Below are 14,200 nucleotides of genomic sequence, written 5' to 3'. Positions count from 1 at the left end.
GGTAATCTACTGTTCTGATGGAGGCGGCGTCTTTGTTCCCCATTGCTCGTTGGGCTTATCGCCCATGACAAAGCTGAGGGTGCCGCCTTTCATTAGCTCATCACGATACAGCCAGCAGTTATCCAGAGCAGCTCCGTTGAATGTTGCCGATTGGACATATACATGATCCATGCCGTTATTTTTTGTTTGTATCACAAGCGTTTTACCATTGCCCAAAGTGATGGTAACCTTATCAAATAAGGGGCTGCCCAGTTCTATCACCGGCCTTTGATCAGTAAAGCCTTTTACATCAAAGAGTCCCAGTGCATTCATTACATACCAGGATCCGAGCTGTCCCTGGTCCTCATCCTGTCCGTAACCATAGCCATGTATGGGCTCGGTTCCGTAAAATTCGCGCCCGATGGCCCGGGTCCATTTCTGGGTCAACCACGGCTTTCCTGAAAAATTAAATAACCAGCTGGTATGCAGATTTGGCTGGTTTCCGTGGTTATAAATGGAATTAACACCGGCAAATGCATCAATGGTTTTACCGCCGCCAAAACCTAGTTTTTCAGAAACGGTGAAGATGCTGTCTAGCCTGCTATTGAAGTTGTCTTTACCAATGGCATCGATGAGGCCGGCCGGGTTATGCGGGACGTAGAATGTATATTGTACCGAGTTTCCTTCCTGAAAGCCACGCCATGGCTGATAAGGATCAAACTTACCTATAAAAGTGCCATCTATCTTCTTGGGCTGCATCAGCTTGTTTTGCGGATTGAAAATATGCCGCCAGCCGTTTGATAGTTTAATGAGCTGACTATAATCCTGGGTTTTACCCAATGCTTTGGCCATCTGCGCGGCGGCAAATGCGCTGAAACTGTATTCCAGAGTATGTGATCCTGAAAAATTAGACCCGTTGGAATCGGTGATAAAATCCTGTCCTGTCCGCTCTAAAAAAGGCACGTAGCCATGCGCTGCAAAGGCTTTGGTGTCCAGCTTGCCAGCGCCGATGGGTCGATTTTTATAACTTAGCTCGTTTGCCTTGATCGCATTATAGGCAAATTCCACATCGTAATTGCGGATACCTGCATTATAGGCGCCAGCGATGGCCAGCCCCACAAAGTTGGTCCCTACGCCTGATACAAATTCACTGTTGGCAATGCCATCACCAAACCAGCCCTTATCCTTGAAAATCTGCAAATGTGTATTAACAAAACTGCCATACCACTCGGGGTAGGACAGGGCCCACAGCTGGGTAATGTTCCAAAAGGCGCCCCATATAGCATCTGTGTTGATGAATTCGTAGGGCAGGTTCTTACTGTTTTGTACCGGAAGTTGCCCCGTCTTTCCGCCGTGCATGGGGTAGGCGCCGTTGACATCGCTGGCAATGCCCCTTCCCAGTAAGGCGTGATACAGACCGGTGTAGAATTTGATTTTGTTTTGCTCATCGCCGTCTTCAACTGCAATTTTCCCCAACTGCTGCTGCCAGATGGCCTGGGCCTGCGCTTTGGCCTTCTCAAAGGACAAGCCCTTTGCCTCAGCAAGAAAATTTTGTTTTGCATTCTGAACGGAGGTGTAAGACAGGCCGGTTTTAACTTCAATGATTTCCTTATTTTTTGTCTGGTAATGAAGCGCCAGGCCCGCACCCTTGCCTGCCGAGCTACGCTGGTTTGCTGTTACCTTATCAGCAGTGAAAGCTGTAACGGAGGCTGGCTTTTTGCTGAGCTCACCATAGAAGAACATGGCAATTTTTCCCTTGGGATCATATATATTCACATATTTGGGATAGGTGATCACGTAGCCTTCAAAGTGCGTATCATCAATCATTTTAATGCGGGCATCAGTTACAATGTCGCTTTCGCCCTGCTTGTTTCCAATATCAAGGATAATGTTAGATTGCTTGTGCTCTGGGAAAGTATAGCGCTGGAAACCAACCCTTTTGGTGGCCGTAAGCTCAGCGGTAATGTTATAATCTTCCAGTAAAACCTTGTAGTAACCGGGCTGCGCCACCTGGCTTTTTCGGTCAAAGCCGGAACGATAACCTGCATGGGCAGAATCCAGATCACCCGGCTTGGTTTTAAGCGGTCCGGTCGCCGGCATATAGCTTACACCACCTACCTGCCACTCATGAAAATGAACAAAACCTTCTATCGAATTTTGGCGCGTATCATAGCCAACGGCTTCCCATCCCGACGGATTGCCATAATGCCCGTTTGTAGAGGGAGCAAGCTTAGCCATGCCGTAAGGAACCGCAGCAGGTGTATAAAAAAACCAGCGGCTATGTGCAGTACCAATGTTTGGATCGACATATTTAAGAAAACTTTGCGCCTTAGCATGATGATATGCTAATAGAAACAACAGCCAGGCAATAACAACACGGAATTTGGCTTTCATAAAGGTAGATTTAGTAATCGCTTTTGGATCTTGTTTATAAACTTATGATCTTTTGTTTGTATTTTTCAATGTGTCAACATGCCGATCACAGATTCAGGCAAAATTTACCTAAACTATTTTTGTTTCACCATAATTTCTATACATTTAAATGTTCATACATACGAACATATTGTTTAGCGCTGACATTTATCGCAAACGAATGAAACTGCAACCCTTCTTTATTTATAGCATGCTGACTCTGCTGACGGCACTATCCTCCTGTGGCGGGCAAAAGAAGCAAGAGGCAGATGAGGTCCATATCAATGAAAAGGAATTTACGGCAGAAGCTGATTCGGAGTGGACCAACATGTTCCTTAGAAAATCAGGATGGTTTGGCGGTGACGGGATCTTTGCTATTCCGTTTTCGGGCCGCGATAATGAGAAAAATGACAGTCTGCTGTTTTTGTTCAGTGATACAATGGTGGGAGAAATTCAGGGAGATTCCCTGCAGCCGGGCTTTGTTATGGTCAATAACTCCGTGTCGCTACTAAAAGATAAAACGGCTGATTCCTCCAAGATGGCATTCAAAATAGCCAGCCAAAACGGGACCTATAAAGCCATTTTCAGCCCTAAATCAAACAAGCCGGACAAAGACACCTACTTTTGGCTGGGCGACGGGTTTGTTAATCCCGATGCAGGTAAAGACCTTTTTATTTTTGCTTATCAAATCACCAATACGCACGATAAATCGCCTTTTCCATTCAAAGAAACGGGTAATGTATTGATCCGCGTGCCAGCCGGAAGTCCTTTTCCTTATGTCGACCAGCAGCAAAAACCCCTTCCATTCAATGATTACAAAGGTGAAGGGGAGACCATATCTTTTGGAGCAGGCATTTTTAACAACAGTGCGTCTGCGGGAGAGGCCGAGCCGGATGGTTTTGCTTATGTTTATGGGATAAAAGGCAAAAGCAAGCAGCTCGTCTCGGCCCGCGTTAAGCCCGGACGGATTGATTCCTTCGGCGAATGGGAGTTTTGGAATGGCCGGGGCTGGTCTAAGGATGTCAAGTCCGTGAAAGCATTGAGCGATTCAGTCTCCAATGAAATGAGCGTAAGCCGGCTGGCAAAAGGCAAATACGCATTGGTTTATCAGCTGGGCAGTATTTTTCCTCAGATTTGCATGCAGCTCGGCCCCACGCCCGTAGGCCCGTTCGGCCCCAGGATTGTGCTTTATAAAACCACAAATGATATCCAGGACCCGGATTTGTTTACTTATAATGCCAAAGCGCACCCGGCATTGTCAGCGCCGGGCGAGCTGCTGATTTCCTATAATGTGAATAGTTTTAAATTTTTTGAGATTATCACAAAAAAACCTAACCTGTATCGCCCGCGGTTTGTAAAGGTTAAGTTCAGCCAACAATCTTCCCAAACAAACCACTGAGTATGATAAGCGAAGAGACCGATACATTACCAGCTAAAAACCGGCTGCCCTACATCATGCTCATTACCAGCGTTGCTGCATTCGGAGGCTTTCTTTTTGGCTATGATACGGCCGTGATCGCCGGGGCGATTGGTTATCTGCAAGTCAAATTTAATTTGTCTCCGCTGATGGTGGGCTGGGCTGCCAGCAGTGCCATATGGGGTTGTGTCCTGGGAGCCATGTCGGCAGGTTATCTCAGCGACCGCTATGGCCGCAAGGCCGTTCTGATTGCCACAGCGGTTCTTTTTGCGCTGCCCGCCTACGGCTCAGCGGTTGTCAATGATCTGACGAGCTTCATAATCATGCGGCTGCTTGGGGGCATTGGGGTAGGGGCAGCTTCCATGCTGTGCCCGATGTACATTTCAGAGATTGCCCCTTCGCGCCTGCGGGGCCGCCTGGTGACGCTCTATCAGCTTGCCATCGTGCTGGGAATTAACATTATATACGTCATTAATCTGAAAATAAGCCAGGCGGGTGACCAGGCCTGGAACATTGAATACGGCTGGCGGTATATGCTGGGCTCGGAGGTGATTCCGGCCGTAGTGTTCTTTATATTATTGTTCTTTGTGCCCGAAAGTCCGCGGTGGCTGGCAGCGCAGGCCAAAGATGAAGCCGCTAAAAAGATCCTCGAAAAGATCAACGGTAAAGCCGTTGCCCAGCAAATATTTACAGAGATCTCAGAAAGTCTGCGCGACGAAAAAGGCAGGCTAAGCGATTTATTGGACCCAAAGCTTCGTAAGCCACTTTTGATCGGTATTGTGCTGGCACTTTTTTCACAGATTACCGGCATCAATGCAGTCATTTATTATGCACCCGAAATATTCAAAAGCATTGGTTTTGGCGCCGAATCGGCTTTTACACAGACCATCATTATCGGCGTAGTCAACATGCTCTTTACATTGGTGGCCATCTGGCTTATCGATCGGGCCGGCAGGCGAAGTCTTCTGATCTGGGGTGTGGCCGGCATGATCATCTGCCTTTTTGCCACAGGAATCTGCTTTTATTTTCATTTCGACAAAGGCCCTTGGGTGCTGATCTTTATCCTGGGCTACATTGCCAGTTTTGCCGTATCGCTGGGGCCCATTCCCTGGGTGCTGATGTCTGAGATATTCCCCACCAAGATCAGGGGGATTGCTATGTCAGTGGCTACATTGATATTATGGATTGGTGTTGTGGCCATCACGCAGCTTACGCCCTATTTTTTGGGAACATTCGGCGGGGCGGTTACATTCTGGATTTTCATGGTGAATGCAGTCATTATATGGATTTTTACAATTAAAAAAATCCCGGAAACCAAAAACAGGACCCTGGAAGAAATTGAAAGAAGCTGGTAGGGATCAAAGAATAAACTGGGAAAGGCTATTGCAGAATCTGAAATGAAAGACATTTTTATAGGAGTTGATTTTGGCGGCACCCGCATCAAATTAGGGATTGTTTTTCAGGGGCAGATCATTGCCGATGCCAACATTGAAGCGGCCTCCGAGCTGAGCTTTGAGCAAAGGCTCGCTGATATTGCTTTGGAGATGAAGCATTTGCTATCGCAAGGCGCGTACAGGCTGATAGGGATCGGTTTTGCCTTTCCCGGCATTGTCAATTTTTATACAGGCAGGATTTTATCCAAATATGTAAAATATCCGGGCGCTGAAAATGTAGATCTGCAAGCGTGGGCGAAAGTGAATTTCGACGTTCCCATAGCCGTTGAAAATGATGCCCGCGCCGCCCTCATAGGGGAATGGAAACATGGCGCAGGCATGATGAGCACCGATCTGGTGCTGGTAACATTGGGAACCGGCGTAGGCACAGGCGCCCTGGTCAATGGCGCGCCGCTGCGGGGAAAGAACTTTATAGGCGGCAACCTAGGAGGGCATTCCACCATCAACTTCGAGGGCAGCATCTGCAACTGCGGCAATGTGGGCTGCGTGGAAAGTGAAAGCTCCACCTGGGCGCTGACCCAGATTGCAAAAGCGTCTGCCGAATTTGCGTCGAGCAGATTGGCAGAGTTACAGATCATTGATTTTAAAAACTTGTTTGAGCTGGCAGCTCAGGGCGACGCGCTGGCCATAACATTGCAGGAGCGCTGCCTGAAAGTCTGGTCGTTATGCGTGATTAACCTGATCCATGCCTATGATCCCCAGAAAGTTATTTTTGGCGGGGGGATCATCAAAAGCAGTCACATTATTTTGCCCTATATCAAAGAAATGCTCGATAAGCACAGCTGGATTGGCTCTGGCGATGTGGATCTGGTTGTGGCTGCCCAGCCTGAGCATGCGGGGATATTGGGTGTATATGAATTATTGAAACAAAAAATTACTGATAATGCAATCGAATTACGATAAGTATCCATACGTAGAAATTAGTGAATCCTCGGAGCTGTGTTTTGCTGGCTGGCAGCACATTTTCGATGAAATAATGCGGCTCGCTGAGCTGAAAGGCCAAAGCAAAACCGTGATCTGCATGGACTTGTATCATGGCGTGGACGCAGCAGAAATGCTGGATGCCATAAAGACGCATCTGCCAGCAGATACAATTATCCAAACAAATGCGTGCCTGAAAGATGCAGCTCAGATCCAGCAAATGGTGTTTCCGTATGTAACCGACGATGCTATTTTTGGCAGAATCAATAATCTTCAAATTCACGACTTTTTTGATGGACCCAAGCTGGAAAAACAAAAAGACCAGATTCGAGAGGTAGCCTCAGGCACAGTGGTGGTTTTCGGAGAAGGAGCGGCGCTGTTTGCCGATGCGGACATTTTAATTTATGCAGATTTGGCGCGCTGGGAAATCCAGAAGAGAATGAAGCGCGGACAGGTAGGCAATTTTGGCGTCAATAATCTTGATGAGAGCTTTGCAGCAAAATACAAACAGGGATATTTTCTGGACTGGCGGGTTTTTGACAAGCATAAGCTCGCTTTTTTCGATCAGATAGACTTTTTCATGGATGCCAACATTGCCGGCCAGCCCAAAATGCTGGGCGCTGAGATATACCGCAGCGGTTTGGATCAGACCGTCGGGCGTCCCTTCCGGGTCGTGCCTTTCTTTGATCCAGGCCCGTGGGGAGGACAATGGCTGAAAGAAGTCGCCGATCTGGACCGTGATGAAATTAACTATGCCTGGGGTTTTGACTGCGTTCCCGAAGAGAACAGTCTGCTTTTTAAGATTGGCGAGCATATCTTCGAGCTCCCCTCGATCAACCTGGTTCTCACCCGGCCGCAGCAGCTGCTCGGGCAGGCAGTCTACAACGAGTTTGGGGCCGAATTTCCGATCCGCTTTGATTTTCTGGACACCATGCAGGGCGGTAATCTGAGCTTGCAGGTGCATCCCACGCGGGCCTATATCCAGGAGCATTTCGGCATGAGCTATACCCAGGATGAGAGTTATTATTTCCTGGAAGCAGACCAGGATGCCTGCGTATATCTGGGAACACGTAATAATGTAGATGCGGCGGCCATGATTGCAGACCTGGAAAAAGCCCAGAAGGAATTAACTGATTTTGATGCGGAGAAATATGTCAACAAACTGCCTGTAAAAAAGCACGACCACATTCTGATCCCTGCGGGAACGATCCACTGCTCTGGCAAAAATGCTGTGGTGCTGGAAATTTCGGCCACACCCTACATTTTTACTTTCAAATTGTGGGATTGGGGCCGGTTGGGCATGGATGGCAAGCCGCGGCCCATCAACATTGAGCACGGCAAAAATGTGATCGATTACAGCAGGGATGAGGATTGGGTAAAGCAGCATTTGGTGAATAACGTTACCAGCATTTCGGTTAACGGGCACCTTGCAGAGGAATCGACCGGTCTGCATGAAACGCAGTTTATTGAGACCCGCAGGCATTGGTTTGATTCAAAAGTAACGCACTATACCCACGGGACACTGAATGTGGTCAATCTGGTGGAAGGCAGCCAGGTGCTTGTGGAAAGTCCGGATAATCTGTTTGAGCCTTACGTGATCCATTATGCTGAAACATTTATAGTGCCAGCTAGTGTGGCTGTTTACACCATTACGCCAGCGGGCAATGCGGCGGGGACAAAATGCGCCACGCTGAAAGCATACGTGAGAACTTAGCGGGTCTGGTTGCTTGAAAGGCATCTGAATTCGCTATTTTTGTGATTCTCTACTCAATTTGTCGACCATGAAATTTAGCATAGATCATAAAAGCCCGGTTCCATTACATATTCAGGCAGAAAACCTGCTGCGGACGATGATCAATGATCCCGAGCATTTAAATGGTAAATTCCTTCCCAACGAGGTGGAGCTGGCCAAGCAGTTGGCTATATCCAGGTCTACGCTCCGTCAGGCGCTCAACAAATTGGTCTACGAGGGATTACTGATCAGAAAAAAAGGAATTGGCACCAAAGTAGCAGAGCCCGTAATAAGTTCAAAATCAAAGAACTGGCTGAGCTTTACCCAGGAAATGAATGCCAGGGGGATCAATGTCAAAAATTTTGAGCTGCATGTTACCTGGGTTACGCCTGATGAGAAAACAGCCAACTTTTTTGACATAGATCCCTCCAAAAAGATCCTGAAACTCGAACGGCTCAGGGGTAAAGTGGAAGGGCCTTTTGTTTACTTCATTTCCTATTTCCATCCCCGGGTGGGCCTGACCGGTGAAGAAGATTTCAAGCGGCCGCTTTACGACATTCTAGAAAAAGACCATTTGGTTGTCGCCACGCTTTCCAAGGAAGAAGTTGGCGCCATTGCTGCCGATAAATTTATTGCCGCAAAGCTGGAAGTGGAGGTAGGAAGCCCAATTTTGTTTAGGAAACGTTTTGTCTTTGATCAGGGCGACAGGCCCATTGAATACAACCTGGGCTATTACCGCGCCGACAGTTTTGTCTACACCGTCGAAAGCGTACGGGAATAATATAGCATTCAAATATAATCATATTGCGTTTACAGTTAAGCGTTAGGCTACGGTCTGCGATGGATGCGCCTATATAGGTATCTGGCCTAAGTGTAGTGGCAGCTTGCGCGATCATCTTCCTATCAACCTCTCTTTCCCATTTCTATATAAAATGTCATTATTTCTTTAAAATATATTAGGAGTCCTTGTTTTTCAAAAATATGTTTATATGTTTGTACATATGTAAAATGTATTGAGATAGAGTGCTTTGCGTACTGATTAAATCCTAAATCCTCACTTCGTGGGAAAAAAGCCATTTAACCACTAACTGCTTTTATGAAACCAAAACTACTTGCAAAAAACGGGCGGAGATCGTTGAGCACCTGTCTGGGCTTGGCACTGGGAATCTTTCTGGCCTCTGCCGTGCAGGCCGCTATCCCCCTGCACAAGGCCTCTGGCTCCATTAAAGATGTCAAAGGGGCCCGCACCGCGGCAGAACAGACCATTACCGGAATGGTTACGGACGAAAACAATGCGGGCATACCAGGCGTAAACGTGCTGGAAAAAGGAACTACCAATGGGGTGGTTTCGGATGCCAATGGAAAGTATTCGATACAGGTGAAAGGCGCTGGCAGCGTGCTGGTATTTTCCTACATTGGCTACATTACCAAAGAGTTAACCGCAGGATCGCAGGCCGCTTTGGACATTCAAATGGAGGTTTCCTCCCAGGAGCTGAGCGATGTAGTGGTGGTGGGTTACGGAACCCAGAAAAGATCCGAGCTCACCAATGCAGTCGTGCAAACAACGGGTGCGGAGATCAAAAAATCCAGCGCAGCATCCCTATCCAACTCGCTGGCCGGAAGGATGGCAGGCGTGTATGTGACCCAAAGGAGCGCTGCCCCGGGTTTTGATGACGCCCAGATACTGGTCAGGGGCGCCAGTACTTACCGCAACACCTCCGCCCTGATTGTAATCGACGGCGTTGCCAATGCAGATCCCGATGGTTTGAACAGGCTTGATCCCAATGATATAGAGTCTATTTCGGTGCTCAAAGATGCTTCGGCGGCAATATATGGGGCGCAGTCGGCGGGCGGCGTGATCCTGGTTACCACCAAGAGAGGCGTGACAGGCAAACCCGCGTTTGATTTTTCCACAACGCAGTCCTGGCAGTCGCCGACTATGAAGGTTAAATCAGCTGATGCATTCCAATATATGCAGGCCCTCAATGACCGCAGGGCCCTGGAAGGAACACCGGCCGACTTTCCCGACGCGTTGGTAGAATCATTCCGGAACGGAACAAGAAGGCCTGAGGACTGGTGGAAGGCATTGATCGGTCCGCCCGTCAGGCAGACCAGATATTCGCTGACTATGCGCGGAGGAACGGATAAGGTGCGCTATTTTGTGTCTCTGGGTACGGCCAGCCAGGGGGGAATTCTTCGGGGTGACAACAAATCCAAGCTCAGGCAATATAATGTAAGAAGCAATGTGGATGTGACCGTAACCAAAGACCTGGAAGTAGGCGTGGACCTGTCGATCCGTGAAAAAGCCACGCAAACACCTCAGGGCGGCCCGGGCGGGGAAGTAGGTTCTCTGGCCACCACCAGCCCTTTGCAGGAAGCCTATATAGGAGGCGATTACCGTTATCCGGGCGAAGGATGGTCGCATCTGAACCCCGCCGCCCGCCTGCTGAGCCCGGGTTACCGCAAATACAAAACCGATGTGGCCAGCGGAACAGTCCGCTTCAAGTACAACATGTCTTTTCTGGAAGGATTCAGCATCGATGGTTATTTGTCTGTTGTTAAAACCGTGGGATACGATAAGCAGTTTAATTACATCTGGCCTTATTTTGAAAAGGATCCGGATGGCAACATTGTAGAAAAGCAGTCCAGATCCGTAGAGGACATCGGCTTGCGCGAAGATTTCAGACAGAGCCTGCGCACCACCGGAAATGTGAAGCTCAATTATAACAGGACGTTTGCTCAGGATCACAAACTCTCAGCTTTCGTGGCTTATGAGCAGATGACTTATGATGATAACACCTTCTTTGCCCAGCGTCTGGGTTACGATTCCCCGCTGATCGATCAGCTTTTTGCCGGCACTACCAACCGCCTGAACTGGAACAATGATGGATCTGCCACAGAGTCGGCCCGCCAGAATTTTTTCGGACGGTTAAGCTATGATTTTAAGCAAAAATATCTGTTCGGCTTCAGCGCCCGCTACGACGGTTCGCCTATCTTTCCAAAGGACAAACGTTTTGGGTTTTTCCCGCAGGTTTCAGCAGGCTGGGTGATCAGTAACGAGGCATTTATACCAAAGAATGTGCTTAGCACTTTGAAATTAAGGGCTTCCTGGGGAAAACTGGGTAACGACCGGGTGGATCCGTTCCAATACATTGCCGCTTACGGATATACCGACGGATGGGTTGTCAACGGCGTAGACGCGCGCGGTATCGCCGTGCAATCCACGCCTAATCCCAACATTACCTGGGAAGTGAGCGAGAAAACGGACATTGGTCTGGAAGCAGCTTTCCTCAATAACCGCCTGACGTTCGAGCTAGACCTTTTCCAGAACAAAACTTCAAACATTCTGGGAAAAAGACAGGCCTCGATACCGAGTTATACCGGACTGCTTTTGCCCGATGAAAACATCGGTAAAATGAACAGTCAGGGCATCGAGCTTCAGGCAGGTTACCGGCACAATTTCTCAGATCTGACCGTGCGGGTTAATGGAAACTTTTCTTATAACAAAAACAAGATCATTTACTTCGACGAAACGCCCCAGGCAGAAGAGTATCAAAAGCTGGAAGGTGAGCCTTTCGGGTCCCGGCTGGTATACAAATCCATCGGCATATACCGCACCCAGCAGGACCTGGATAACAATGTTAATTATCCAGGAGCATCATTGGGCGGTTTGATTTTCGCCGATCTGAATGGGGACAAGATCATAGACAGCAATGACCAGTATATGTTCAATACAACCAACAACACTGCAAGGGATCCGGTTACTGGCGCGGATGTCACCACTGTTTTTCCAAGTACGCAGTATGGACTGAGCATTGGGATGAACTACAAGAATTTTGATCTGGCCATGCTTTTGCAAGGACAAAGCGGTGCAAAGTTCCGCCTGAGCAATGGATTCAACTCGGGCGCGGGTGGTAATGGTTTGGAGTACGTGGCCCTCAACAGCTATACACTATCCAATGTAAACGCGGAGCTTCCGATGATCTCTCCGACAGGTTTTGCAGGTTCAGACAGCGACTTTTATTACCGCACTGCCACGTGGATGCGTATGAAGAACGTTCAGCTGGGCTACACGCTTCCCAAAAGCCTGCTTTCAAAAGTCCGGATCGCAGCATTCAGGGTGTACGTTTCGGGCGACAACATCTTTATGGTATTTAATTCCCTTAAAAAATACGGTAATGGTGATCCCGAATTCCTGAGCGGGAACGGCAGCGCTTATCCCAACATGAAAACGCTGAGCTTCGGAGTTAATCTTACCTTTTAATCTGAGAACGACCTATGAAATATTTCATCAAAAATAGATTGGTAAAAAGGGCGCTGAGTATCTCATTTATCGGCATCATTGCCACGGCAACCTCCTGTAATGTTCTGGACAAAAAGCCGCTTGATGCCATATCCGACGAAGCGGTTTTCAATGATGCCGTGTTTTTGCAAAACTATGTTTACAACATTTATAATGGCATCAAGCCGCCCTGGGCGCCGGGTACCGGAGGCTTCGACGCCCTGACCGACATTGCTGTCAATCAGCCCGAAACCCACGAGCGCTCAGCCGGTATCCGCAATTATCTGGAAGGCAACCTGACGGCTGACAATGTCAATGATCTGCTTTCAGTTGCCAAGGAACAGCCCGTGCCTATCCCGCTCTGGGACTACGAGTATGGCTTCATCCGGAAGGCGAATGTGTTTTTTGAAAATATAGAAAGCTCTGCCATCGCCGAAGACAAGCTGGGTCCCATGAGAGGAGAAGTGCATTTTCTGCGTGCCTGGATGTATTTTGAGCTCATGCGGACATTTGGCGGTGTGCCCATTGTTACAAACAGCTTTCAGCTAAATTCGGAAACCTTTGATGTGCCCAGAAACAGCTTTGAGGAATGCGCCCAGTTTATACTCAGTGAAACGGACCTCGCCATTGGTTTTCTGGATGGCCTGCCGGTAAATACAGGGAAAATCAGCAAGGCCGCAGCACTGGCCTTCAAGGCCCGGGTGCTGCTATATCTGGCCAGTCCGCTGAATAACCCAACCAAAGACCTGGCCAAATGGAAGGCCGCCGAGGCTGCCACCAAAGCCGTCCTCGATCTGGGTTTTACCTTGCACCCGCAGTATGCCGAGCTATTTAAAAAACCATTGAAAACCGACGAGACGATCTTTGGCAAATCATTTACGCCCGCAACCAGGATACCAGGCTGGGGTTACAATTATGATTACTGGCCCAGCGGCTTTGACGCCCAGCAGCGGCTGGTTCCGACCCAGAATTTTGTCAATATGTTCCAGCTCAAAAATGGTGAATATCCTTATCTGGCAGACGGCGTGACCGTGAATCCAGCCTCGGGGTATGATCCTCAAAAGCCCGAAAAGAACCGCGACCCACGTTTCTATGACGCCGTCATCTATCCGGGAGCAGGTCCGCTTAACATTATCGACGGATCAAAAAGCACGGTGCGCACTTATGAATATTGGGAAGATGCCAATCCCAACCCCGACAATGCAGCTCCCTACATTAACCCCAATAAGGTGGATCCCAAAAATGGCCAGAACCTTTTTGACTTTGGCAGGGATTCGAAAACCTATTGGGTGAAAGGGCTTACCCCGTTCCACTGGCGCGTGCAGACAGGTTATACATTCAAAAAAACGGATGACTTTGCAGGGCCGCGCGCAAGCTACGATAATGATTACAACCAGGTCATCGTATTTATGCGCTTAACCGAGTTTTATCTGAACTATGCCGAAATACAAATGGCTTTGGGAAATGAGGCCATGGCCAGAGCGTACATCAACAAGGTCCGCAAAAGATCCTCTGTGAACATGCCCGATATCAAAAGCACGGGAGCAGCACTTGTCAGGGATTACCGCAACGAAAGGGCTATCGAGCTGCATCTGGAAGATTCGCGCTTTTTTGATCTGATGCGCTGGAAGGCGGCGCCCGGACATGTGGACATTGCCGTACGCGGACTGACCAAAGTAACCATGGACTGGACCGGGGCCAAGCCCGGTGATGCGCTCGGAAAGCTTACCTACACGTATGGCGTCATCCCCGAAGCTGAGGTGAGAAAACCATGGAAAGGGGATCACTACTATCTGTTTCCGATCCCCAACACCGAGATCAGAAAAAGCAACGGGGCGCTCAAACAAAACCCTGGTTACTGATCATCTAGCTTTTAGTTAGGTTAGATAAATCCTTTCACGTACTTTATCAATGGCCGGGCATTGCTCTGCCATTGTTTTTTTTAATGGTCTTCCGTTTTAAAGCATCCCCGGATAAGTAGCGATACTTTGTATGTACAAAGT

Annotated in this window: 8 protein-coding genes; 7 read left to right on the top strand and 1 reads right to left on the bottom strand. The window is 48.5% G+C overall.

Annotated elements, in window-relative coordinates; all coding sequences use genetic code 11:
- Positions 1-6: 6 nt before the first annotated feature.
- A complete protein-coding gene (locus tag LZG74_RS11805) occupies positions 7-2,373 on the bottom strand; it encodes a GH92 family glycosyl hydrolase (RefSeq protein WP_233796784.1) in 2,367 nt (788 codons plus the stop codon).
- A 199-nt stretch (positions 2,374-2,572) separates the two neighbouring features.
- Here LZG74_RS11805 and LZG74_RS11800 point away from each other — a divergent pair, with 199 nt between their 5' ends.
- The 7 genes from LZG74_RS11800 to LZG74_RS11770 all read left to right on the top strand — a co-directional run bounded on the left by LZG74_RS11800 (position 2,573) and on the right by LZG74_RS11770 (position 14,059).
- The gene (locus LZG74_RS11800) at positions 2,573-3,790 is read left to right on the top strand and encodes a hypothetical protein (RefSeq protein ID WP_233796783.1); all 1,218 of its coding nucleotides are present in this window, start codon (positions 2,573-2,575) and stop codon (positions 3,788-3,790) included.
- A gap of 2 nt (positions 3,791-3,792) precedes the next feature.
- On the top strand, positions 3,793-5,163 hold the full coding sequence (locus tag LZG74_RS11795; RefSeq protein WP_233796782.1) for a sugar porter family MFS transporter: 1,371 nt from the start codon (positions 3,793-3,795) through the stop codon (positions 5,161-5,163).
- A 42-nt stretch (positions 5,164-5,205) separates the two neighbouring features.
- Positions 5,206-6,165: an ROK family protein gene (locus LZG74_RS11790; protein WP_233796781.1), complete on the top strand. Its 960-nt coding sequence runs from the start codon at positions 5,206-5,208 to the stop codon at positions 6,163-6,165.
- Positions 6,146-7,897 carry a class I mannose-6-phosphate isomerase gene (locus LZG74_RS11785; protein ID WP_233796780.1) on the top strand — a complete coding sequence of 584 codons (1,752 nt, stop codon included), beginning with the start codon at positions 6,146-6,148 and terminating at the stop codon, positions 7,895-7,897. Before LZG74_RS11790 ends, LZG74_RS11785 begins: the two co-directional genes overlap by 20 nt.
- Before the next feature lie 67 nt (positions 7,898-7,964).
- Positions 7,965-8,696: a GntR family transcriptional regulator gene (locus LZG74_RS11780; protein ID WP_233796779.1), complete on the top strand. Its 732-nt coding sequence runs from the start codon at positions 7,965-7,967 to the stop codon at positions 8,694-8,696.
- 315 nt (positions 8,697-9,011) lie between these two features.
- Complete coding sequence (locus LZG74_RS11775; RefSeq protein WP_233796778.1) at positions 9,012-12,179, top strand: TonB-dependent receptor; 3,168 nt, start codon at positions 9,012-9,014, stop codon at positions 12,177-12,179.
- A 14-nt stretch (positions 12,180-12,193) separates the two neighbouring features.
- Positions 12,194-14,059, top strand: coding sequence for a RagB/SusD family nutrient uptake outer membrane protein (locus LZG74_RS11770; protein ID WP_233796777.1), 1,866 nt, complete (start codon positions 12,194-12,196; stop codon positions 14,057-14,059).
- The last annotated feature ends 141 nt before the right edge of the window (positions 14,060-14,200 follow it).

Source organism: Dyadobacter sp. CY327 (assembly GCF_021390415.1).
Lineage (GTDB): Bacteria > Bacteroidota > Bacteroidia > Cytophagales > Spirosomataceae > Dyadobacter > Dyadobacter chenhuakuii.
Note: the sequence above shows the minus strand (reverse complement) of the source record. Positions and strands in the feature narration are given on the sequence as shown.